A 22,603-nucleotide genomic window follows, 5' to 3' on the forward strand; every position below is an offset into this window, starting at 1 on the left:
CTAACTTGTTACCAATTGTAGTACGTTTCAAATTCATTTGTCAACTACTATCTACTTGGCTTTAGACGAAACTAAGCTTTAAGCTCTTCATTCAGCAGTTTAAGAATCACTTCATCTTCTACTTGTTGAACAAAAGGTTTGCCTATGCCTTCAAGCAGTACCATGTGAACATTGCTTGATTTAGACTTCTTGTCCGCTTTCATTCTTACGAGCAGTTTTTCAGCTGAAAGATGGTTTGGGACAGACGTCTTGTAGCCAAATTTTTCAAACCATTTCGCAATGTCGTCCACAGAGAACTGACTTTTCTCAAGAACATTGCTGACTTTCATAGCAAACAGCATACCAATCGCTACGCCTTCTCCGTGGCTGATTTGTCCATAGCCGCACTCTGCTTCGATCGCATGTCCTAGCGTATGTCCAAAGTTCAGATGAGCGCGAACGCCAGCTTCTGTCTCATCTTCTTTTACAACAGATGCTTTGACTAAAATACCGTTTTGAATAGCATAAATTAATTTTTCATCTTGTAAATCAGTCAGCGATTGTATATTTTGCTGAAGCCATTCATAAAATGCTTCATCGTGAATAAAAGCGTGTTTAATCACTTCTGCAAAACCGGAACGCCATTCTCTTTCGGGAAGCGTTTTAAGAAGATCAATATCATAAACAACCGCTTCAGGCTGATAAAAAGCACCAATCATATTTTTTCCAAGCTCATGATTAATGGCTACTTTACCGCCTACAGCACTATCGTGAGCAAGAAGCGTCGTTGGCACTTGAATAAAAGAAATTCCTCTCATATAAGTAGCGGCTACAAATCCAGCTAAATCGCCTACTACCCCTCCGCCAAAAGCAATAACGAGTGCATTGCGGTCAAGCTGCTGTTCGAGCGCAAATGTCTGACAATCGTAGTAATGTTGAAATGACTTTGCATGTTCACCGCTTGGCACTACGTATTTAGCCACTTTAAACTTTGTCTCAATCGCTTTTACAACCGCTTCTCCATAATATGAATCTACAGCTGAATCGGTGATGATTAACACGGACGACAGATTAGATTTTACACTCTCGATAATAGAAGGCAGCTTTTCAATTAATCCATTGCCTAAATAAAGAGGATATGTTTTGGATAAAGTTTGAATATCAATTTGCAACATTAAAACTCCCTCGCATGTGCACGCATTTTCTCAATATTTTCAGCAATTAAATCAATTCGGTCTTGTCCAAACTGTTCGATTAGCGCATCAGCCAATTCCCAAGCTACAACAGCTTCTGCTACAACGCTTGCAGCCGGCACAGCGCAGCTGTCTGAACGTTCAATGCTTGCCTCGAAGGCTTCTTTTGTTTCAATATCAACACTTTTTAACGGCTTGTAAAGCGTTGGAATAGGCTTCATTACACCGCGTACTACAATTGGCATACCTGTTGTCATGCCGCCTTCAAAGCCGCCTAAGTTGTTTGTTTTACGGGTATACCCATTCTTTTCATCCCATAGAATTTCGTCATGAACTTCGCTTCCTGGTCTGCGAGCCGCTTCAAATCCAATCCCAAACTCAACGCCTTTAAATGCATTAATGCTCATAACAGCTGCAGCAATCTTCGCATCTAATTTACGATCGTAATGAACATAGCTGCCTACTCCTACTGGCACGCCTTCAATAATAACTTCTACTACGCCTCCGATAGAATCGCCATTTTTCTTAGCATCATCGATTGCTTGCATCATGTCTTTCTCAACAGCTGAGTCAAAACATCTTACTGGAGAAGCTTCAGTGACTTCTTGAAGTTCCTCTAAGCTTTTGTATTGAGGCGGATTTGCCTGTACGCCGCCAATTTCTAATACATGTCCAGCTACAGAAATCCCGAACTGAGCAAGGATTTGACGAGCGACAGCACCTGCTGCTACCCTTACAGTTGTTTCGCGAGCTGAAGAACGTTCTAATACATTTCTCATATCGCGATGACCATATTTAATAGCGCCGTTTAAATCGGCATGCCCTGGTCTTGGTCTTGAGATTTTACGCTTTACTTCTTCTGATTCTTCTTCAGAAATTGGCTCGATGCCCATAATTTTTGTCCAGTGTTTCCAGTCGTTATTTTCTACCGCTAACGTAATAGGAGATCCTAGCGTATAGCCGTGGCGGACACCACTTAAAATTTCCGCTTGATCTTTTTCAATTTGCATACGTCTTCCGCGACCATGACCTTTTTGTCTTCGCGCTAAATCTGTATTGATGTCTTCGGCTGTTAAAGGAAGCCCTGCCGGAACACCCTCTAAAATAGTAGTCAACTGTGGACCATGTGATTCTCCTGCTGTTAAATATCGCATAATCGTACCTCCGCTTAATATGTATTATTCGTCAGAATTTTTCCATTTTTAAATATGACTATACCATACTATAACATAAGAATGTACAAAAAGTTTCACCCTAGCTTTTAAGAAACCGCTTCAGGTTATCTCGATTAAATGATCTTTACTTTTCTGTAAAAAAACGTATCAGCCGTTTCAAATCCATACTTTTGCGGAGTAAAAACCTGTTCTGTGCTACCTACAAATAAGATGCCGCCAGGTGCTAAAGCTCTGCTGAATTTTTCATATAAAGCATGCTTAGCTTCATCTGTAAAATAAATAAGCACATTGCGACAAACAATCAAGTCAACGTTTTTTGGAAAAGAGTCTGACAGTAAGTTATGTTTTTGAAAAACAACTGTTTTTTTGATTTTTTCATCTAATAAGTACCCGGTTCCTCTTTGTTGAAAGTACTTATTTTTCATCGAAACAGGCATTTCCTGAAGTGAACGTTCATCATAAAAGCCTATTTTTGCTTTTTCTATCACTTTTTCATCCAAATCGGTCGCCAATATAGAAATACGCGAAAGAGGAAAAAATGTCGATAAAACCATCGCTAGTGTATATGGCTCTTCCCCTGTTGAACAGGCAGCGCTCCACACTTTCAGGTCTGTTTTTCCTTTTACAAGAGTCGGTAAAATTTTTTGCTCCAATATATCCCACCGCTGATAGTTGCGATAAAACTCTGACACGTTAATCGTCATCCGATCTAAAAACTCCTCAAGCAGTTCGTTGTTACTGTTCATTGCTCGATAATATTCAAAAAAACTAGAAAAACCTTTTTTTTCATATAGGGAGGTAAGGCGGCGTTTCATTTGAGACTGCTTATATAGTGATAAATCAATGCCTGTTTTTATTTTTATTTTCTCCACAAACGCGTCGTATTCATCTATCATTTTTGACTCTCCTTTCTCATTTCTATACGTTGATGTTAGACGTATAAAGAAATAAAACCTTTATATACGCTTATCTTCTTACTAATATATCGGAATACATTGTGAAAATGTTTATGTAGAGAGATATTCGCAATCAATAGCTTAGGACCTATGTATAAACACAATAAAAAAGACGAATGAAAATTCATTCGTCTCCTTGCGCTATCTAAATTAGTAAATCCAAGCGTCTGCGTCTTTTTTATAGAAAGTCAGCTCTTCACTTTCAAAGAATAAGCTGATTTCACGCTCCGCACTTTCTGGTGAATCTGAGCCGTGAATAATATTCTTATCGACAATCAGTCCATAGTCACCTCGAATAGTTCCAGGAAGCGCTTCTTGAGGGTTAGTTTTCCCCACCATTTGACGTGATACTGAAATCACGTTTTCACCTTCCCATACCATAGCAAAAACTGGACCTGATGTGATAAATTTCACTAACTCACCGAAGAAAGGTTTCTCTTTATGTTCACCGTAGTGTGTTTCAGCTAATTCCTGCGAAATATGCATAAGCTTAGCTCCGACTAATTGAAAACCTTTTTTCTCAAAGCGAGAAATAACCTCACCAATAATGCTTCTTTGTACCCCGTCTGGTTTGACCATTAAAAACGTTTTTTGTATCATTTTACTCTCCACCCCTGAAGTTCATGATATGTAAACAAGTTTTGAAAGCGCAATCACACCTCATGAAGATATTAACATTGTTTCGAGCAGTTTACAACTTATGAAAGTAAATAAATCAAAATTTCCGTTTTCCAATGTACTTCGCAATTTGATGCAGCGTTTTTTTCGCCTTGTTTGGCGGCAGTTCTTCTAAAATGCTCATCGCTTTTTGCAGATAACGATCGCTCATCTCAAATGAACGTTCAATGGCGTTAGAAGATTTAATATCAGAAATAATTTCATTGATCAGCTCTTGCTCATATTCCCTCTCGAAAAGCTGTTCTACTTTATCTCGAAACTCAGCATTTTCAATGGCATACAAAACTGGCAGCGTAATATTTCCTTGCAGTAAGTCGCTGCCAACTGGTTTCCCAAGCTGTTCTTCTGATGAGATAAAATCTAAAATGTCATCGGTAATTTGAAATGACATTCCCACGTAATATCCAAACCAAAATAAACGTTTATGTATATCTTCAGGAGCTCCCGCTGCAATTGCGCCTAACTGACAGCTTGCAGCAATTAGCAGTGCCGTTTTACGTTTAATTCTACGCAGATACACGCGTAAGTTTTGGTTTAGGTTGTATTTGTCCTTAATCTGTTCAATTTCACCGAGCGTTAATTCCACCATCGTATTAGATAAAATTTTATGTGCTTCCACATCTTTAACCTCGCTCATAACTTCAAGCGCACGAGCAAAGATGTAATCCCCTGTATACATAGCAATACGATTGTCCCATTTTGCCTTAATTGTTGGTTTTCCGCGTCGCTTATCAGCGTCATCAATAACATCATCATGAACAAGAGACGCCATATGAATCAGCTCAAGCGCTACTGCCACGTGTTTGATTTGGTCGATGTTGTAATGCCCAAATTTAGCTGCCAACAAAACAAATACAGGGCGAATTCGTTTCCCCCCTGCTTGTAAAAGGTGAAGAGAAGCATCTGTGATAAGTGTTTCATCGGTATGAACAGTTTGTTCAAGTTCTTTCTCAATAAGGGTAATATCCGTATTCAAAAAAGCGTACATCATTTTTAGTTTCATTGGACTCACCTTGCATTATATATTCATTCTTTACTCCTTATCCTACAGGCTGTTGCACCTGTAGGACAAGCTTTTTCTCTTTTATCGTTTGTACCCTAGATGCATCGCTGCTACTCCACCTGTGTAAGATTTCACTTCAACATCTGTCAAACCGGCTTCACGGAACATATCAGCCAATTGCTTTTGACCTGGAAAGTCCCTTGCTGACTCTTGAAGCCATGAATATTCATCATAGCTTTTAGCGACCATCTTTCCAAGCGCAGGCATAATATACTTAAAGTAAAGCAAGTACATTTGTCGGTAGCCGATCATCGTGGGCTGAGACGTTTCAAGGCAAACCACTTTTCCGCCAGGTTTCACGACGCGCTGCATTTCCTTTAAAACTTGAAGGTAATCGGGCACGTTGCGCAGTCCGAATCCAATCGTTACATAGTCAAATGAATTATCTTCAAAAGGAAGTTCCATTGCATTGCCATGTAGTAAGGTAATATTTGAAAAAGGTGAGTTTTTTACTTTCTCTTCACCAATCTTTAGCATATTTTGACTAAAATCCAGGCCAACTGCCTCTCCTGTTTCTCCAACTGCTTCAGCCATAGCTAGCGTCCAATCCGCAGTTCCGCAACAAACATCTAAAGCTTTTGTTCCTTTTTGAACATTCATTCGCTTCATCGTATCTTTGCGCCATGCCTTATGACGCTGAAAACTAATAACAGAATTCATTTGATCATAATTTTTGTATATTTTTTCAAATACGCCATGGACACGCTGTTCTTTTGATTGCTGCATATCTCTATCCTTCTCCTACGACATTTTTCAGCACTTCTAAGCTAGATGTAAGTTCATCTAAGTGCTCTCTTAAAAACTCATTCATCACAAATTCACTTCGTAAGTATCCTCTAACAATGTTTACAGACTGTTGAGTATACGAATAAAGGTGTTCTTTTATTTGCTCTTGATTCATGCCAATTTGTTTGCAATAGTTTAGCAAGAGAGTAGGCTCTTTATGCTGTAATGACTTTAATTGCTTTAATATCCCGTTCAAATACGCTGCATGTTTTAAAAGTTCTTTCCACTCTTCACGTTCAAAATAGTCACATAAGCATCTTACAAACGATGATTCTGCTGCTAAAAAACTATTCATAACGTCGTGTGGATTAGTAGAGCGATTGTTATAAATGTGTATCTTAGCGATATTAATTTCTTTAATAGCAGATGCTATAACTTTCATTAAATTCAGCTGGTTGCTTTGAGCTAAATAGTAATAGTACAGGCCGCTGTAATAATCTCCGGCCAAAACTACCAGCTGCCGCTCATGCAGCTTTCCTTCATTTCCGCTAACATTTTGAGTGGAGACTAGATCGTGGGTATCAAGTGCGGTTTGAACGAGCATCACAGATAGCACAGAGCTGTTCTTTTTTTCTTCTTCCATTGAAAGAGTATCTAAGAACGAACACATGTACAGTAATCTATTTTCATCAATACGCGGATGATGAATATATTTTTTTACATATGGATGACTTAATTCAACATGAAGCTGTTCTTTCATGTTGGCCACAATATCATAGATGGTTTTTACGCTCATCATCCTTGTCTCCCTTTCCATCACTATTTGTTTAAAGTTCTTTTAACTCCAAATCGATAGTGTCAATTATAACATAATTACATTATAAAATATCCTTTAAATTCTTTTGAAGCTTTTTCACGGTTTAAATCATTTAGCTGCTCATCCGCTTGAACACCGTTCATCTACATACCATCTGGATTTCTCAGACAGTAATTTAAGATATTGCTTTTAGTTTCACCATGTTTTTCCTGTTCTTATTCATTTATTTTAAATATAAATAAAAGCAGGAAAATCCCTGCTTATTTTTTCGTATCGGATTCAATTTCTCCGTGAACAGTCTGAATGACAGCTTTGCCACGAATTTTAATTGCGGATGTATGCTCAGTAAACTGCGCAATCATTACTTCGCCTTTATCTAGTTTTTCTGAATGATGAAATCGCGTATCTGCTCCTCGCGTTAATCCAATTACGTTAACTCCATCTTCGACCGCTTTAATGACAATATACTCCGGCGTTCCTTTTTGTGTCATATTCTCTTCTCCTTCATCATCCACATTATGATTTAATCAGTGATAAAACTTCAGCTCTAGAACTTGCATCGTGTTCTAACACTCCACGTACAGCAGAAGTGATTGTCATAGCTCCAGGCTTTTTAATGCCTCGCATGGTCATACACATGTGCTCTGCTTCCACTACTACCATTACCCCGTGCGGCTCTAATGTTTCTACAATAGAATCCGCCACTGTAGATGTAATTCTCTCCTGAAGCTGAGGACGTTTCGCAACAGCTTCTACCGCTCTTGCCAGCTTACTTAAACCGGTCACTCGTCCGCCTTTTGGAATATACGCAACATGAGCTTTTCCATAAAAAGGCACTAAGTGATGTTCACACATAGAGTAAAAAGGAATATCTTTTACAAGCACTAGCTCTTCATGGTCTTCTCCAAAAACTGTTTTAAAATGCTCTTTTGGATCTTCATTCAACCCGGAAAAGACTTCCTCATACATTTTAGCTACTCGCTTTGGGGTATCTAATAATCCTTCACGGTTTGGATCTTCGCCAATTGCTTCTAAAATTAGTCTCACGGCTTGTTCGATCTGTGGTTTATTTACAGATGACATGTTGTTGCCCTCCAATTCGTTGCATTACGACTTTATGAAAAAAATTCTAGCATATGTATATACCAAAGGCAAAAAAGAAAGGTCGCAAATGTGCGACCTTTCAAAGCTCTTCATCAACGGCTATGAATAAAGCCATTTTATGTAGATATTATTTTACAGCATCTTTAAGAGCTTTACCTGGTTTGAATGCAGGAACTTTGCTAGCAGGAATTTCGATTTCTTCGCCAGTTTGTGGATTGCGTCCTTTACGAGCAGCACGTTCACGTACTTCGAAGTTACCAAAACCGATAAGTTGAACTTTGTCCTCAGCTTTTAAAGCTTCTAAAATTGTATCGAAAACAGCATCAACTGCTTTTGTAGCATCCTTTTTTGAAAGCTCACTTGCTTCTGCAACAGCATTAATTAATTCTGTCTTGTTCATGCCATTCACCTCCTCCCAAAATCGGATCATATAATAACTAAAAACCTTGTTAGAAAAGGAATCTAGTAATTCGTTATATCTCATTCTTTAACAAAACAAATGGATATTATACATAACCTATGTATCGACAAGCCTAATCATAAACGATTGAACTAAATAATTCAATGTTTTTCATTCATCTGCCGTATGTATGTAATGAAAACAGTATGATCGATCGATTTCTGTTAAAAGATTAACATATTGAACAAGGCATAGCAAGCAGAAAATAACGCAGGAATAGGATAACCACGCGATCTATCACAATATATGTAAAGTTTTGTATGTTCTATCCAAAAAGAAGAGGCTCCTTTATCAGGAGCCTAACGTTACATTCTTATAAAATAATCGCGATTAAACCTCCAGATCCTTCGTTAATAATCCGTTCTAGCGTTTCTTTTAACTTATATCGCGCATTTTCAGGCATCAGCGACAGCTTTCCTTGAATCCCTTCTCTTACGATTGAACTTAGAGAGCGGCCAAATATATCTGAATTCCAAATTGAAAGCGGATCATCTTCAAAGTCTTGCATCAAATAACGAACTAATTCTTCGCTTTGCTTCTCCGTTCCGATAATCGGCGCAAATTCTGATTCTACATCCACTTTAATCATGTGTATAGAAGGTGCCACTGCTTTTAAACGAACCCCAAAACGCGATCCTTGGCGAATAATTTCAGGTTCATCAAGGCTCATATCCGAAAGCGAAGGTGCAGCTACACCATAACCCGTTTGTTTAACCATACGAAGGGCATCAGAGACTTGATCATACTCGGTTTTTGCATGCACAAAATCTTGCATTAACTGCAGCAAATGATCTCTTCCGCGAATTTCTACTCCCACGATTTCTTTCAAAATCTGATCGTATAAGTCATCTGGAGCATATAAGTCAATTTCGGCAATTCCCTGCCCCATCTCAATTCCGGCTAATCGAGCCTGATCGATAAACTCAAACTGGCTAAATTGCTCTACTACCCGTTCAACGTCTCTCAGCCTCTTAATATCTTTTACCGTTTCTTTAACGGCTTCTTGATAGCTTTCACGCAGCCAATGTTTATCTTTTAAAACCATTACCCAGCTTGGTAGATTAACGTTGACTTCTAATACAGGGAACTCGTAGAGTGCTTCTCTTAATACGTTCATCACATCAGTATCGCGCATGCTTTCCACACTCATCGCTAATACTGGAATATCATATTTTTCATTAAGCTTTGCACGAAGCTTTTCTGTATCAGGATGATATGGCTGTACGGTATTAATAACCATGATAAATGGTTTGCCTACTTCTTTTAGCTCATTAATGACGCGCTCTTCTGCTTCCACGTAATCTTGACGAGGTATATCTCCAATTGAGCCATCTGTTGTAATGACGACACCAATCGTTGAGTGTTCTTGAATTACCTTTCTCGTTCCAATTTCAGCCGCTTCGTGAAATGGAATTGGTTCTTCATACCAAGGTGTATTGATCATTCGAGGTCCGTTTTCATCTTCGTACCCTTTAGCGCCAGGCACCGTATATCCTACACAATCTACTAACCGTATGTTAACTTCTAGCCCGTCATCTACCAAAACATTAACTGCTTGATTCGGTACGAATTTCGGCTCAGTTGTCATAATCGTTTTTCCAGCTGCACTTTGTGGTAGTTCATCTTGTGTGCGAGCTCTTTCTGCCTCGTTCTCGATGTGAGGCAGGACCACCAGCTCCATAAATTTTTTAATAAATGTAGATTTTCCTGTTCGAACTGCTCCCACCACACCTAAATATATATCGCCTCCTGTACGTTCAGCGATATCTTTAAATACATCCACCTTTTCCAAAAGATCCCCTCCGATCTATGAGTTCATGGAATATGACATCCATTGCGAGAGTAAATTAGGACACTATATAGTTATGACGTTGTCCTATTAAAATATGACTTTTGATAGAAAAATTTATGATTTTTTTCATGCACATGCTGACTTAGTCATTCTGATTATCATTATTGGTGTACAAGAAAGAGAAAACCCCTTCTCTCTGAATATTATTCAAGGAGAAGGGGTTCATGACTTATTTTTTAAAAAATGTTGGTTCATTCTTATCGTTGACTGTATAAGGAAGAGAGTAAGCAGGTACAAAATCACTGTTTTCCACAAGGAGCTTTCGTATATCTTCACCAGGTTTGTAGGAGCTTTTATGCTTTTGAATGGCATCATACAAATCAGGGCGATAATCTACAAATACATCTCCCTGTCCATTAACAATTAAAGAAAGACTATTCCCTGTATATGGGCTAGTAACGACAGGAGGCTCTTTCATATTCAATTTTTTATAATTAATAGAGAATACGCCGGGAGCGATGACGTCTTTAAACGGTACGTACCCTTTATGATTTTGACGGTATATATTCAAATGTACGTTAACATCTTGAATCGTATCCGCCATCCGTAAGTCTAATAATTTAACCGTCGGCTTTGTTTCTGCATCCACAAGCACGTACGCAAATATCCCTCCGCTTTCATACGAATTCCCAGGTGCGTCTTGCATGTATCTAGGAACAATTTTCGTAAAGTCAATCGGATATTTTTGATAAATCGGAGTGTCCATATCTTTCGTTTTTATCGGCAATAAGCCTCCGCTTTCTTGTTTAAATTGATCAACCGCCGTTTGCACGGAAGCAACTTGATCTTTATAAGGAACTTGATTTTGAGACATTCTTTCCGCCGGGTACAAACAACCGGATAATATAAAAATGGTTAACCCAACAATAGACGTTAGCATGAATTTTTTCATTTTTCTCACCCTACCATATGTACATTAAGCATCTGTCGGCCCGCTGAATACAACAATTACCATAATAAGACCTGCTACAATCATAAGCGAATAGGCAATGAAAGCGAGTACAATTTTACCAATGCGGTTAGTAATTTTATAACGACTAAAGTAAATAGAAAATACCGAAATAAACATAAATACAATGGAACCCAATGAAATCCACATCTTTAACAAACCTGGCGACAAATTGCATCCACTCCTTTTTTCACCGTTATTATAACATAAGGACTTATAGTTAAGATGGATATTGATAGAACTTTCTAAATTCACTATTTATTTACCTTCCAGTGATTCATGCTCTATAGTAATTACTTTCCTATTAAATTGACAAATTCCTGCTTTTTCACATAAAAAAAATCGAAGCGAAGGGGGCTCTTCGCTTCGATCGTAACTAAATATTCCCATACTAACAGTTCTACTCATCTTTATTTACACGTTATTTTATGCAAGTAAATGATTTTGGGTATCGCCAATTGCCTATTTTTTCATATTTCTTTGCACTTAATTTAATTTTTCTCCTAAAACATTCGCTAAATCTTCCATTTCATGTGTTTTAGTACGAGACATAAGCGCGTCTACTGCATCCTTTGCCTTCACATCATTAAACAGTACATTATATAAAGCATCAGCAATCGGCATTTTTACGTCATATTTTTGAGATAGCTGGTAAGCTGCTTTCGTCGTGCGTACACCTTCTACAACCATTCCCATATTTTCTAATACTTCGTCTAAATTTTTGCCTTTCCCAAGAAGATTACCAGCGCGCCAATTTCGAGAATGAACGCTTGTACACGTTACAATCAAGTCCCCAATCCCGGTTAAACCTGAGAACGTCAGAGGATTGGCGCCAAGCACAGTACCTAAACGAGCGATTTCAGCTAAGCCACGAGTCATAAGAGCGGCCTTCGCATTGTCACCATATCCAAGTCCATCCGTGATACCAGCAGCAAGAGCAATAATATTTTTTAACGCTCCCCCAATTTCCACACCAATCACATCAGGATTTGTATAAACACGGAAGTACTGTTGATTATTAAATAAATCCTGTACTTTTTCTGCTGCTTGTATATTTGTTGAAGCTGACGTCACGGTTGTCGGTTGCCTTCTACTTACCTCTTCAGCATGACTCGGACCTGATAAGACAACGATGTCTTTTGTATCAATTTCTTGTTGAATCATTTGAGATATACGTAAAAGAGAATCCGGTTCAATCCCTTTACTCACGTGAACAATTGTAAACAGTTCATCGGTAAGGGATTTTAGCTGCTGCAACACTTCACGAATGGCCTTCGTTGGAACAGCTAAAATAAGGGTTTCAACACCCTCTATTGCCTTTTCTAATGACGTAAAACCTTTAATCTGATGAGGAAGCTCTACACCAGGCAAATATTTTTCATTCTGATGCGTCTCGTTGATTTGATCAATGACTTGTTGTCTATGTCCCCAAATGCGAACATCGTGTCCATTTTCCGCCAATACGAAAGCTAATGCAGTTCCCCAGCTTCCTGCTCCTAGTACAGCTATTCTTTCCACGCCGATCACATCCTCTGTTATTTTCTTGGTCTTGCAATAATTTTAATTGGAGTTCCTTCGAATCCAAAAGCTTCACGAAGCTTATTTTCTAAGAAACGTTTATATGAAAAATGCATTAGCTCAGGATCATTTACAAACACAACAAAAGTTGGCGGCTTGATTGCTACTTGAGTTGTGTAATAGATCTTTAAGCGGTTGCCGTTGTGAGTAGGCGTAGGGTTCATTGCTACTGCATCCATAATCACATCATTTAAGATGCTTGTTTCTACACGTACCGCATGGCTTTCGCTTGCAAGATCAATCATTGGCAATAGCGTATGCGTACGTTTTTTCGTTTTAGCTGAAAGGAATACAATTGGAGCATATGTTAAGAACTGAAAATGCTCACGTATATTTTCTTCAAATTTTTTCATTGTTTTTTCATCTTTTTCTACTGTATCCCATTTGTTCACAACGATGACAACAGCTTTTCCAGCTTCTTGTGCATAGCCGGCAATTTTCTTATCTTGTTCAATAATACCCTCTTCAGCATTTAATACAACTAAGACAACATCTGAGCGTTCAATTGCCTTTAATGCGCGCAGTACGCTGTATTTTTCAGTACTCTCGTACACTTTTCCACGCTTTCTCATTCCAGCTGTATCAATAACAACATATTCTTGATCTTCTTTTGTAAACTTTGTATCAATGGCATCGCGTGTCGTGCCGGCAAGATCACTGACAATAACACGGTCTTCACCTAGAAGAGCATTAACTAATGAAGATTTCCCTACGTTAGGACGACCAATCAATGAAAATTTAATGACGTCTTCTCCGTAGTCTTCGTCTTTTTCTTTTGGAAAGTGCTTAGCTGCCTCGTCTAGCAGGTCACCTAAACCTAAACCATGCGTTCCTGAGATTGGGAACGGTTCTCCATATCCTAGTGCGTAGAAATCATAGATTAATTCTCTCATTTCAGGATTATCTACTTTATTAACAGCTAGGACCACAGGCTTTTTGGATTTGTATAAAATTTTCGCCACTTCTTCATCAGCTGCAGTAATTCCATCGCGTCCATTCACTAGAAAAATGATTACGTCCGCTTCATCAATTGCAATTTCTGCCTGCTGTTTGATCTGTTCTAAAAATGGCTCATCTCCAATATCAATACCGCCAGTATCAATAATGTTAAAGTCCACATTCAGCCACTCACCTGAACTATAGATACGATCACGAGTTACACCCGGAATATCTTCTACAATAGATACTCGCTCTCCTACAATTCGGTTGAAAATTGTTGATTTTCCTACGTTGGGACGACCAACAATCGCAATAATTGGTTTTGGCATACGATTCTTCCCTTTCCTTGATCTTTTTTATGTATCGGCAACCAGTCTTTAATCGACTAAAGGTATTTATCTACATGTACAAATAAATAAGATCATTCTTTTTTCAAAAATTGAGGCCATGCAGCGTGGCATGACCTCTACTAATCGATCATAAGCGATAAAGCAGGCTTTTTATCAGCTCTATTTTACACCAAGCTGATTAACTGCCTATCCGCTGAATAAGCATTACTCTTTCAATCAAACAATTTTATCAAAAATCACCGTTAACAACAATATAATTTTACGAAATCTCTTCTTCTATTTGTAAGTACTTTGCTTTTGCCTGTGAGACTTCAGCACGTACAAATCTAAATAAGCAGAAAAATAAACCAGCATCTCCCAAATAAACATAGTTCCTACTGCTGTTGCTAAAACGTCGAGTGTCCGAAGAGACCCTACTTCATAAGATGCAATATCTCGAATAACAACTGCGTATAAAAAATCTCCTCCAACTACACCTAAAATGATCGCTGCGAATCTTTTTTCAGCATCTTTAATCACCATAAAGCAAATATATAAGATAAGTCCAGTCAAAATCCACTTACGATCAATAAAAATCCATACAGGATCATAGAGCTCAAGTAAACAAAAACCAGCATAGGCAATTATTATAATGCCGCATACAATAACATAATATAACTGCTGAAACCTGCTGTAGCCTGAAGCATAAACACACGCTACTCCCACTAAAAACAAAGCGGTGTAGCTACATGAAAACTGAACCATATGCATGTTCATTCCGCTTAGGAGTATACTGATTAATATAATGGCTGCTACCTTCCAACGCCTAGGTGTTTTGGGCATAAGAAAAGTCGCAACAATCCATCCCATCCACGAAAGCCAATAAAAGAAAATTCCGTCCACTGAATATGGCACCTCCTCTACCTGTCATCAGTATGTATCAATTTGGTAAAACTTAATCGGAGTTTTAGAATAGAACCCTTTATTTTGGACAACCTATCAGAAAAAAGGAGGGAAACTAAAATGGGAAAAGATCGTCAAGAGAAAAAATTAAAAGAATCAAAACGAGTTGAATCTGACCGTGATCAAGGACTTCACTATCCGGGAGCAACTAGCTTGCAAAGTCCTGAAGAAGCGCGCGAGTTAAATGAGCACAAATAAAAAAATGCGCTGACTTAGTCAGCGCATTTTTTATTTTAAAACTGGATGTGAAACAGGATAGGAACGTTCTTTCTTTCCTGTAAACAAAAAGAGAACTCCTCCCACTAACAATAGTGCTCCTGACAAATAAAATCCGAATTCCATACTTCCAAGTTTATCTGCAAAATATCCGGTAATGTAAGGTGCAAAGATGGATGACAGCATGCCGCTGAAGTTGAAAAAACCGTACACTTTAGAGTACATGGACGATGGAGTAATATCCGCCATATACGAAATCAAAATCGGATCTAATGCTAATTTACCTATCAGACCGTACACAATTAAGCCGATTAATAGCCAAGAATAACTCTCTGTATAGGGAATAAAAAATTGACATAAAGCGCCCGCTACTGACAAACTCACAATTAATGCTTTTTTATTTGCAATTCGATCAGATATATACCCAAAGAAGATTGCTCCTGGAATAGACGCCCAAGGTACTAAAGATGCTATGATGCCTGTTTGAGACCCTTCTAAGCCTCGCGAGTGCTGTAAATAATACGGAAGCCACGTCAGCATCCCAAAAAATCCGTAAAGAGAGCAGAAGATTAAAATGTATACGAAAATATGATTTCTTGTAAATAATACTTTTAGCGACTGCTTTGTTTCTTTATTTGGCGCATTTTTTTCTTGATCCCTTTGCTTATCTTTTACAAAGAAAGCTATTAAAATAGCTATTACTATAGTCGGAATAGCAAATAAGTAAAAAGTAAACTGCCAGTCTTTTTCTAACGTATATGTAATGTATGTAGAACCGATAAAACCAAGTGATATACCAAAAGCCATTCCACTATTAATGAGCGCAGACACTAAACCTCGGTATCGTTCGGACGTGATGCTTGAAGAAATTCCGTATTGTGAACCATAATACGTTCCTTCTCCAAGCCCTGTCAGCGCCCGCATGAGTAAGAACATACCGAAAGTAGTTGTAAGTCCTGTGAAAAATGTGGCAACTCCAAACAAGATGTATCCAGCTACTAAGATCTTAACGCGACCAAATCGATCTGCCAAAAAACCCGTTGGAATTTGCATAGCTGCATACGCTGCAAAAAACACGGTAGACATTAGTCCAAGTTCAGCTTTATTAAGATCCCACTGCGCACCGATATCTCCCATAACCGGAGATAAAATATTACGATCTGCATACATGAAAACCCAGCCTAAAAAGAAAAGAAAAATTGTAAATATAGGATGTCCCTTTTTCATTACGCCACCTCTTTTTTCTGATTTTTCTGTTCATTTAACTTATTATAAGGGGCTAACGTTTGGGATTTCATGCTTTTTGTCACTTCTTCTGCCAACATTTTTTGTTTTTCAAAATGAAAACGCGATCATTCATCTTCTAAAGAAATAAAAAAGCACGCAGTCAACTGCATGCTTTTTTATGATCTGTTATTAAATGTTTCTATAGATACATTTCGCTGAGTCAGCCAGCTATGGGTATCCCCTGTAATAACTAGAGGCATTTGCTGAAGCTTAGCAATAGAAGTTGCTCCTAACGCAGCCATGATGAACGTTAACTCCTCATGCAGCTCGGCTATCTCTTCTACAACTGCTTCTAAACCAGACTTCATTAAAATGGATAAAAAATATCCTGCCATTCCCGTTGCAGAAGCTCCTAACGCAATAGACTTAGCAATATCCATAGAGGTTTGAATACCTCCTGAACCAATAATGGACATACCTTCTACGTGCTGAGATACTTCCGCTAAAGAAGCTGCTGTGGAAATTCCCCAATCATTAAAGAAGTGAAAATGTTTTGCTCGTCTTTCATTTTCGATTTTCGAAAAATTGGTACCGCCGTACCCACCAATATCAACGATTTCAACACCAACATCTTTAAGTTTTTGCACTGCTTGAGCGCTCATCCCAAAACCTACTTCTTTGACAATTACAGGAACGGTTACTTCTCGGACAATGCGTTCAATACGACGTAATGCATCGGTAAAATCACGATCTCCCTCTGGCATGACCAGTTCTTGTATAACATTTAAATGAATTTGAAGTCCATTTGCTTCAAGCATATCAACCGCTTTTTTAGCTTGTTCAACTGTAGCTTCACTGCCTAGGTTGGCAAAAATAATTCCGTTAGGGTTTTCTTGACGCACTACTCTGTATGATTGTTCTTCCTTTTCATCTTTAATCGCAGCCATCTGCGATCCAACGGCCATTGCTAATTGACCATGATGAGCAATTTGAGCAAACGAACGGTTAATCCGTTCCGTTTCTTGTCCGCCTCCACCCGTCATAGCATTTATAAAAATTGGCGAACTTAACAAAAGTTCGCCAATTTTTGTATCAATATGAACATCTTGCACGCCTGTATTTGGTAAGCTATTATGAACGAAGCGAATATCATCTAGCCCGTGCAGCCGATGCTGTCCCGTTTGAATCGCATGATGAATGTGATCAATTTTACGTTTTGCTCTGCTCACAAATCATCACCATTACTTATCTTAATTTTTTTAATTGATCCCCAATCATATCACCTAATTGGAAACCTTTTGACTCTTCTTGTAATTCATAGTCACCGTAATCTTCTTGTTCTTCTTCCTCAAGATCCCGAATGCTTAACGAAACGCGTCGTTCTTGTTCATTCACATCAAGTACTTTCACCGTCACTTTTTCGCCTTCAGAAAGCACTTCATGCGGTGTCCCGATATGCTTATGGGAAATTTGAGAAATGTGTACAAGTCCTTCTACTCCAGGTAGAACTTCCACAAAAGCTCCAAAAGATACAAGTCTTTTAACGGTTCCATCTACTACATCACCTTGGCGAAGCTTCGTAGAAATGTTGGACCATGGACCTTCTAAAGTATCTTTAATAGATAATGAAACACGCCCCGTTGATTTGTCAACAGACAATACTTTGACTTTCACAGCATCTCCCTCAGCTACTACGTCTGAAGGTTTTTCTACACGCGTGTGTGAAAGCTGAGAAATGTGCACTAACCCATCTACTCCGCCTACATCTACAAACGCACCAAAGTCTGTTAAGCGCTGAACGGTTCCTTCTAAAACCTGACCTTCTTTTAATGACTCAAGAACATTTTCTTTTTGTTGTACAAGCTCTTCTTCTACAACTGCACGATGCGAAAGGATCACACGATTTTTTTCTTTATCTAATTCCACTACTTTGACCGTAAGAGTTTGATCTTGATACTCTGCAAAATCATCAACGAAATGAGTTTCAACAAGAGAAGCTGGAATGAACCCTCTTACACCAATATCTACTACTAATCCGCCTTTGACAATTTCTTTGACTACCGCTTCAAACACTTCACCTGAAGAAAGTTTTGCTTCTAAACCATCCCATGCTTTTTCAGCATCTACAGCCCGTTTAGATAGCACAAGCAAATCGTCTTCCACTTTAATTACTTTCGCTTCGACTTCGGCACCTTCTTGGATTACATCGCCTGCTTTTTCAATATGTAAGCTCGCTAATTCACTAATTGGAATAATACCGTCTAGTTTGCTGTTAGGTACATCTACATACACTTGCTTTTCTTCTACTTTTGTAATAGTACCTTTTACTGTTTCTCCTACTTCTAATGACGTTACCTCTACTTGATTCATATCTTCTGTCATCGTCTTTTCCTCCTCCAATATCCATCTACAATATGTATTCCCTTGTAAGAGTTCTTCACTCTTTTAGCTCATCATTATTGTATATAGCTCTGTATAGAAAAAACTCTCTTTGTTACTAACTTCTAATAAATAGAATCTTTTGTCAAGTCATAAGGTTACAAACTATTGATATTTTTCAATTAATTTACCAATGCTTTTCATAATAACTTCGGTTACTTCGTCGGCTGATGCTTTTCGTTCGCGAAGCTCATCCATCTGAATTGGCGGTCCGTATACTACTTTTAACCTTGCAAAACGCTTATATGGACCAATAACAGCGCAAGGCACAACAGCTGCTTTTGAACGCAAAGCAAAAAAGCCTACTCCAGCCATCCCTTTTCCTAATTTCCCATCTTTACTTCTTGTTCCTTCGGGAAATAATCCAAGCACTTTTCCTTCTTTTAAAATCTTTAACCCTTGGCGCAAAGCTTCACGATCTGCCATCCCGCGCTTTACAGGGAATGTTTCTAACTTTGGCAGAACCGTCTTCAGAAAAGGTGCTTTAAACAGCTCTGCTTTTGCCATAAACGAAATAGGCCTTGGACATGTCACACCTACAGTAGGCGGATCTAAGTTGTCAATATGATTTGAACAAAGCAACACTCCGCCTTCTGAAGGGATATTTTCTGCACCGATTACTTCATAACGATAAACTGGTGTTAAAATGCCTTTTACAATGGCACGTGCAAACATATAAAAGCTCAAAATCATCCAATCCTTTCTTTTGTAATAGAAAGGATTTTTTCTACAACTCCTTCAATCGATAAGGAAGTTGTATCGATTTCAATTGCATCTTCAGCTTTTTTAAGAGGTGCTACTTCGCGCTCAGAATCCAGCTTGTCTCTGCGGGCAATTTCTTCTTTTAAACGCTCTAAATTTGATTCAAAACCTTTTTTTATGTTTTCGTCGTGGCGTCGCTGTGCTCTTTCATCCACAGACGCTAATAAAAAGATTTTAACTTCTGCGTGAGGAAGCACGTGTGTACCGATATCACGTCCATCCATTACAACGCCTCCATCTTTAGCAAGGCCCTGCTGTCTCGCTACCATCTCTTCACGAACTGCACGATGTTTCGCTACGATGGATACAGAGTTAGTTACTTCTGCGGAACGAATTTCACTTGTAACATTCTGTCCATTCAAGATGACTACCTGTCCAGATTCAGACGGTTTTAAATCGATTACTGTTTCGTTAAGCAAATGCAATAGCTCTTCTTCATTTTGCAAATCTACCTGGTTTTTCTGCGCTTGATACGTTAGAGCACGGTACATCGCTCCTGTATCAACATAAATATATGATAAGGTTTCTGCTATAATCTTTGCCACTGTACTTTTCCCAGCAGCTGCAGGACCGTCAATCGCGATTGAAATTTGTTTTTCCATAAGTGCCTCCCTTAATTTCAAAACAGGAACAAACCACTTTCATCTTTTATACAATGAGCCATTTTATATGAAGCGTTTATAAACGAAAAAAAGAGCAGGGGGTCTTCTCCTGCCTGGTGTTCACTGCATGTTTCTTTCCTAGTTATTCTACCATACGTCCGACTACTGGTCGAATGTTTCAATAATTTTATTAAAATTATTTTTGCTAACTCCCTCATACTGAATAACCTTTGAGAAATATGTACTGTGACTGCTAGATAGTAAAATACATTGGGCAATTATTAAAAACACAAATTGAATAACCACTAATTTAATTAAAATTCGTTCTATTCGATTCACCTTTTTTCTCCTTTTGTAAGAAGTAATACCTTTGCTTACAGTTTAGGAAAGAGAAGTTTTTTTTATACGCTAAAGAAGACCTTTTCTTCTTAGGTCGAGCTGACGCTTTAAGGTATAACGAATCATCATTTCTTTCGTTTGTTTTTCCATATTCATAAATTTAATAGATAGCTGACCTACTTTACAAGAAGTCGGGGCGGTAATTCGTACAACTTCCCCTTTTAATTCAAGATGCTGCAAAGCTCCCTCACGATTAGGAAGACTTAATCGTACAACAACCGAATCTTTCTCATTAAAAAGCAGCGAGTGATGGAAGGAGCCGGCTATTCCACCTGCACTGATGTTTTTAGTCATGATTTCCATTACATCCTGCTGTTCTTGTTCACTTTCTATCACCGCCTTCACTGTAAGCGGCACACGGAAAAAATTTCTTCTTTGGATGGATTTTAACTTTTTATCGCCCGGGTAAAAGAGCTTCACAACAGGCATGCCTTTTATTTCACGCCCTGTTACTTCAGTTGGAAAGGTATATACATTTTGATCATATCCAATAAACGTAGCAAGCAATTTTGTACCTTTTAGTAAAAAAGCACTTCGCTGCGTTTCTTCATTTAGCGGATAGCTAATATAAATCACGTCTTCGGTAAACTAAACTACTTTACATCGATATGTTTGTTGTAATGTAGACTCTCTGTGCCCGCTCTCTAACGTCAACCTCATTCCCGCTTTTATCATCTTCTCTCTCCTTCAGTTCCACTATATACACTTTTTCCCTTTATTTAAACATAGTCAAATATGTTTATTTTGTAAATATAAATTAGTTATTTAGACTCAATAAAATATTACAAAACACAAAAACCAGTGTCTATAGACACCGGTTTTTATCAACTTTACACTTCATTATATAAAGGTTCTGAGTTTTGCAGTTTTTCGACTTTTTCTTCAAAACCCGTATCGGCATTGATGAAAATACGATACGTATCATTTTTTATTGTCCCTAAAAACTCATAGCATAGCACTTCTTCGTTTAAATCATTCGTAATAATTGCCAAGCGTTCTTCCATCACTTTTACATTCGAGTTCAGCTTGGTTTTTGCCTGTTCTTTCGAAATTTTAGGTTTTGGAATATCTCTTGTACGATGTTTTAATAAGAAGTCTTTAGCTGAGAAACCAATCACAGATCCATCTTCTAAAGACATTTTCATTTTAACTGAATCCGGATAAATCCGAACTCCACTTTCCGTTTGCTCTACGAATGTAAAGACTCCCATGTTATCATATTGAGCGCTTTCAGCCATCACTAGGCTTTCAAAACGATGATCTTTTAAAAACTTAGTCGCTTTGTTCATAGCATCGTTTAAACTAATATTTTGTTTTTTAATATCTCGATCTTCGAGCACCCAAAGCGGATATCCACCTTTTTGTGTAATATCCATATACGTCTCTTGTTTAGTCTTTGGATCTGTAATGGTTAAGCTGTACACCTCATAATCGGCATCTTTTCCGCTCTTTACAATATGAATTTGTTCATTTCCTTTTAAATTCAAAAACGAACGCGCCACTTGTTTTGCAACATCTTCACTAACTTCTCTACCTTTTAATTGATGAAAAGCGTTTTTTTCCTGCTCATTCGTTGCATTCATAACGCCTAAATCTGTTTCGGCAAAAGAATCCATACTTTTTTCAACGGTTTTTAATCCGTCAATAATCGTATTGTCCCCTTGCTTTTCTTTTGTGGCTAAGGCTAGCTCAACATCCATCCAGCGCAAGTTGTTATCAATGACTAGATGCTGTACTTGGCGCATTTCATTTTGAATTTCGCCTGACTGATCATAAAGCGAATTTAACGTTTTATACTCTTTATCTGTTAGGGGGGATTTGCTTAAATCCCTTACCGCCACTTTATACGTAAAGTCACCAACATCTGAAAGAAACTCTTCTGTTTTATTGAACGGTAAAAGCGATAAAGGCAGCTGTCCTACATTGTTATGAGCTTCAGAAGTTAAACGCCATACTTCTGCAAGCGCGGGCGAAAGCTGATCTCTCGAACTCATGGCGAGCGTGCCACCAATTTTATCATTTAATAAATCTAGCTGATATGACAAATCATGAAATGCTCGTTGATACGTATTCTCCGCTTGAAGCAGCACAGCATCTTTTTCTTGATGTTCGCTGTACCCCCAATACCCTACACCTACAACACCAATAGCTAATAATACAATTAAAATTGTTCGAATCATGTTTCCTTCACCTCTCT

General features: G+C 38.2%; 25 protein-coding genes. 1 reads left to right on the plus strand and 24 read right to left on the minus strand.

Annotation, left to right across the window (positions count from 1 at the left end; translation table 11 throughout):
* Positions 1-71: 71 nt before the first annotated feature.
* The 16 genes from aroB to ACFX4N_RS16185 form a co-directional block, all read right to left on the minus strand.
* Entirely contained in the window at positions 72-1,154 is a 1,083-nt protein-coding gene (gene aroB, locus ACFX4N_RS16110; protein ID WP_013059007.1) for a 3-dehydroquinate synthase, read from the minus strand.
* Positions 1,154-2,326: a chorismate synthase gene (aroC, locus tag ACFX4N_RS16115; protein WP_192100008.1), complete on the minus strand. Its 1,173-nt coding sequence runs from the start codon at positions 2,324-2,326 to the stop codon at positions 1,154-1,156. Before aroC ends, aroB begins: the two co-directional genes overlap by 1 nt.
* A 134-nt stretch (positions 2,327-2,460) precedes the next feature.
* Positions 2,461-3,243: a CheR family methyltransferase gene (locus tag ACFX4N_RS16120; protein ID WP_029320432.1), complete on the minus strand. Its 783-nt coding sequence runs from the start codon at positions 3,241-3,243 to the stop codon at positions 2,461-2,463.
* Between the two features lie 210 nt (positions 3,244-3,453).
* Positions 3,454-3,903 (minus strand): nucleoside-diphosphate kinase, encoded by a 450-nt coding sequence (gene ndk, locus ACFX4N_RS16125; RefSeq protein ID WP_013059010.1) that lies wholly within the window; start codon positions 3,901-3,903, stop codon positions 3,454-3,456.
* 115 nt (positions 3,904-4,018) lie between these two features.
* Complete coding sequence (hepT, locus tag ACFX4N_RS16130) at positions 4,019-4,984, minus strand: heptaprenyl diphosphate synthase component II (protein ID WP_013084891.1); 966 nt, start codon at positions 4,982-4,984, stop codon at positions 4,019-4,021.
* 81 nt (positions 4,985-5,065) lie between these two features.
* Positions 5,066-5,770, minus strand: a complete 705-nt coding sequence (locus ACFX4N_RS16135; protein WP_013059012.1) for a demethylmenaquinone methyltransferase — start codon at positions 5,768-5,770, stop codon at positions 5,066-5,068.
* A gap of 4 nt (positions 5,771-5,774) precedes the next feature.
* Positions 5,775-6,566 (minus strand): heptaprenyl diphosphate synthase component 1, encoded by a 792-nt coding sequence (locus ACFX4N_RS16140; RefSeq protein WP_223268968.1) that lies wholly within the window; start codon positions 6,564-6,566, stop codon positions 5,775-5,777.
* Between the two features lie 281 nt (positions 6,567-6,847).
* Positions 6,848-7,078: a trp RNA-binding attenuation protein MtrB gene (mtrB, locus tag ACFX4N_RS16145; RefSeq protein WP_013059014.1), complete on the minus strand. Its 231-nt coding sequence runs from the start codon at positions 7,076-7,078 to the stop codon at positions 6,848-6,850.
* 25 nt (positions 7,079-7,103) lie between these two features.
* Entirely contained in the window at positions 7,104-7,670 is a 567-nt protein-coding gene (gene folE, locus ACFX4N_RS16150; RefSeq protein ID WP_013059015.1) for a GTP cyclohydrolase I FolE, read from the minus strand.
* A gap of 148 nt (positions 7,671-7,818) precedes the next feature.
* On the minus strand, positions 7,819-8,091 hold the full coding sequence (locus tag ACFX4N_RS16155) for an HU family DNA-binding protein (protein WP_013059016.1): 273 nt from the start codon (positions 8,089-8,091) through the stop codon (positions 7,819-7,821).
* A gap of 373 nt (positions 8,092-8,464) precedes the next feature.
* Entirely contained in the window at positions 8,465-9,943 is a 1,479-nt protein-coding gene (gene spoIVA, locus ACFX4N_RS16160) for a stage IV sporulation protein A (protein WP_013059017.1), read from the minus strand.
* Positions 9,944-10,172: 229 nt separating this feature from the next.
* Entirely contained in the window at positions 10,173-10,895 is a 723-nt protein-coding gene (locus ACFX4N_RS16165; RefSeq protein WP_057273983.1) for a hypothetical protein, read from the minus strand.
* A gap of 24 nt (positions 10,896-10,919) precedes the next feature.
* Positions 10,920-11,123 carry a DUF2768 domain-containing protein gene (locus ACFX4N_RS16170; RefSeq protein WP_013059020.1) on the minus strand — a complete coding sequence of 68 codons (204 nt, stop codon included), beginning with the start codon at positions 11,121-11,123 and terminating at the stop codon, positions 10,920-10,922.
* A gap of 315 nt (positions 11,124-11,438) precedes the next feature.
* Complete coding sequence (locus ACFX4N_RS16175) at positions 11,439-12,470, minus strand: NAD(P)H-dependent glycerol-3-phosphate dehydrogenase (protein WP_013059021.1); 1,032 nt, start codon at positions 12,468-12,470, stop codon at positions 11,439-11,441.
* Between the two features lie 17 nt (positions 12,471-12,487).
* Positions 12,488-13,798 (minus strand): ribosome biogenesis GTPase Der, encoded by a 1,311-nt coding sequence (der, locus tag ACFX4N_RS16180; RefSeq protein ID WP_013059022.1) that lies wholly within the window; start codon positions 13,796-13,798, stop codon positions 12,488-12,490.
* 297 nt (positions 13,799-14,095) lie between these two features.
* Entirely contained in the window at positions 14,096-14,701 is a 606-nt protein-coding gene (locus ACFX4N_RS16185) for a YphA family membrane protein (protein ID WP_057273984.1), read from the minus strand.
* A 120-nt stretch (positions 14,702-14,821) separates the two neighbouring features.
* Between ACFX4N_RS16185 and ACFX4N_RS16190 the strand changes: the two genes are divergently transcribed.
* A complete protein-coding gene (locus tag ACFX4N_RS16190) occupies positions 14,822-14,959 on the plus strand; it encodes a YpzI family protein (RefSeq protein ID WP_013059024.1) in 138 nt (45 codons plus the stop codon).
* 30 nt (positions 14,960-14,989) lie between these two features.
* Here ACFX4N_RS16190 and ACFX4N_RS16195 read toward each other — a convergent pair whose 3' ends face one another.
* The 8 genes from ACFX4N_RS16195 to ypeB all read right to left on the minus strand — a co-directional run bounded on the left by ACFX4N_RS16195 (position 14,990) and on the right by ypeB (position 22,586).
* Positions 14,990-16,204: an MFS transporter gene (locus tag ACFX4N_RS16195; RefSeq protein ID WP_053487717.1), complete on the minus strand. Its 1,215-nt coding sequence runs from the start codon at positions 16,202-16,204 to the stop codon at positions 14,990-14,992.
* A 176-nt stretch (positions 16,205-16,380) separates the two neighbouring features.
* A complete protein-coding gene (gene fni, locus ACFX4N_RS16200; RefSeq protein ID WP_013059026.1) occupies positions 16,381-17,433 on the minus strand; it encodes a type 2 isopentenyl-diphosphate Delta-isomerase in 1,053 nt (350 codons plus the stop codon).
* A 16-nt stretch (positions 17,434-17,449) separates the two neighbouring features.
* Positions 17,450-18,586 (minus strand): 30S ribosomal protein S1, encoded by a 1,137-nt coding sequence (rpsA, locus tag ACFX4N_RS16205; RefSeq protein ID WP_013059027.1) that lies wholly within the window; start codon positions 18,584-18,586, stop codon positions 17,450-17,452.
* A gap of 162 nt (positions 18,587-18,748) precedes the next feature.
* Positions 18,749-19,336, minus strand: a complete 588-nt coding sequence (locus ACFX4N_RS16210) for a lysophospholipid acyltransferase family protein (protein WP_057273985.1) — start codon at positions 19,334-19,336, stop codon at positions 18,749-18,751.
* Positions 19,333-20,007 carry a (d)CMP kinase gene (gene cmk, locus ACFX4N_RS16215; protein ID WP_013059029.1) on the minus strand — a complete coding sequence of 225 codons (675 nt, stop codon included), beginning with the start codon at positions 20,005-20,007 and terminating at the stop codon, positions 19,333-19,335. The genes ACFX4N_RS16210 and cmk overlap by 4 nt, the downstream gene beginning before the upstream one ends.
* 162 nt (positions 20,008-20,169) lie before the next feature.
* Positions 20,170-20,346, minus strand: coding sequence for a YpfB family protein (locus tag ACFX4N_RS16220; RefSeq protein WP_013059030.1), 177 nt, complete (start codon positions 20,344-20,346; stop codon positions 20,170-20,172).
* A 69-nt stretch (positions 20,347-20,415) separates the two neighbouring features.
* Positions 20,416-20,982, minus strand: coding sequence for a flagellar brake protein (locus tag ACFX4N_RS16225; protein ID WP_377261790.1), 567 nt, complete (start codon positions 20,980-20,982; stop codon positions 20,416-20,418).
* Positions 20,983-21,236: 254 nt separating this feature from the next.
* The gene (ypeB, locus tag ACFX4N_RS16230; protein WP_029320395.1) at positions 21,237-22,586 is read right to left on the minus strand and encodes a germination protein YpeB; all 1,350 of its coding nucleotides are present in this window, start codon (positions 22,584-22,586) and stop codon (positions 21,237-21,239) included.
* Positions 22,587-22,603 lie beyond the last annotated feature (17 nt).

The organism is Priestia sp. YIM B13551 (assembly GCF_042787905.1).
GTDB lineage: Bacteria > Bacillota > Bacilli > Bacillales > Bacillaceae_H > Priestia.

Bases quoted from the DNA above. Each gene is read 5' to 3' on its own strand.
- cmk (WP_013059029.1), bottom strand. From the start codon at position 20,007: ATGGAAAAACAAATTTCAATCGCGATTGACGGTCCTGCAGCTGCTGGG.
- hepT (WP_013084891.1), bottom strand. From the start codon at position 4,984: ATGAAACTAAAAATGATGTACGCTTTTTTGAATACGGATATTACCCTT.
- mtrB (WP_013059014.1), bottom strand. From the start codon at position 7,078: ATGACACAAAAAGGAACGCCGGAGTATATTGTCATTAAAGCGGTCGAA.
- ACFX4N_RS16190 (WP_013059024.1), top strand. From the start codon at position 14,822: ATGGGAAAAGATCGTCAAGAGAAAAAATTAAAAGAATCAAAACGAGTT.
- folE (WP_013059015.1), bottom strand. From the start codon at position 7,670: ATGTCATCTGTAAATAAACCACAGATCGAACAAGCCGTGAGACTAATT.
- ACFX4N_RS16195 (WP_053487717.1), bottom strand. From the start codon at position 16,204: ATGAAAAAGGGACATCCTATATTTACAATTTTTCTTTTCTTTTTAGGC.
- ACFX4N_RS16165 (WP_057273983.1), bottom strand. From the start codon at position 10,895: ATGAAAAAATTCATGCTAACGTCTATTGTTGGGTTAACCATTTTTATA.
- ACFX4N_RS16140 (WP_223268968.1), bottom strand. From the start codon at position 6,566: ATGAGCGTAAAAACCATCTATGATATTGTGGCCAACATGAAAGAACAG.
- ACFX4N_RS16155 (WP_013059016.1), bottom strand. From the start codon at position 8,091: ATGAACAAGACAGAATTAATTAATGCTGTTGCAGAAGCAAGTGAGCTT.
- ndk (WP_013059010.1), bottom strand. From the start codon at position 3,903: ATGATACAAAAAACGTTTTTAATGGTCAAACCAGACGGGGTACAAAGA.
- der (WP_013059022.1), bottom strand. From the start codon at position 13,798: ATGCCAAAACCAATTATTGCGATTGTTGGTCGTCCCAACGTAGGAAAA.
- ACFX4N_RS16210 (WP_057273985.1), bottom strand. From the start codon at position 19,336: ATGATTTTGAGCTTTTATATGTTTGCACGTGCCATTGTAAAAGGCATT.
- ACFX4N_RS16135 (WP_013059012.1), bottom strand. From the start codon at position 5,770: ATGCAGCAATCAAAAGAACAGCGTGTCCATGGCGTATTTGAAAAAATA.
- ypeB (WP_029320395.1), bottom strand. From the start codon at position 22,586: ATGATTCGAACAATTTTAATTGTATTATTAGCTATTGGTGTTGTAGGT.
- rpsA (WP_013059027.1), bottom strand. From the start codon at position 18,586: ATGACAGAAGATATGAATCAAGTAGAGGTAACGTCATTAGAAGTAGGA.
- aroB (WP_013059007.1), bottom strand. From the start codon at position 1,154: ATGTTGCAAATTGATATTCAAACTTTATCCAAAACATATCCTCTTTAT.
- aroC (WP_192100008.1), bottom strand. From the start codon at position 2,326: ATGCGATATTTAACAGCAGGAGAATCACATGGTCCACAGTTGACTACT.
- ACFX4N_RS16120 (WP_029320432.1), bottom strand. From the start codon at position 3,243: ATGATAGATGAATACGACGCGTTTGTGGAGAAAATAAAAATAAAAACA.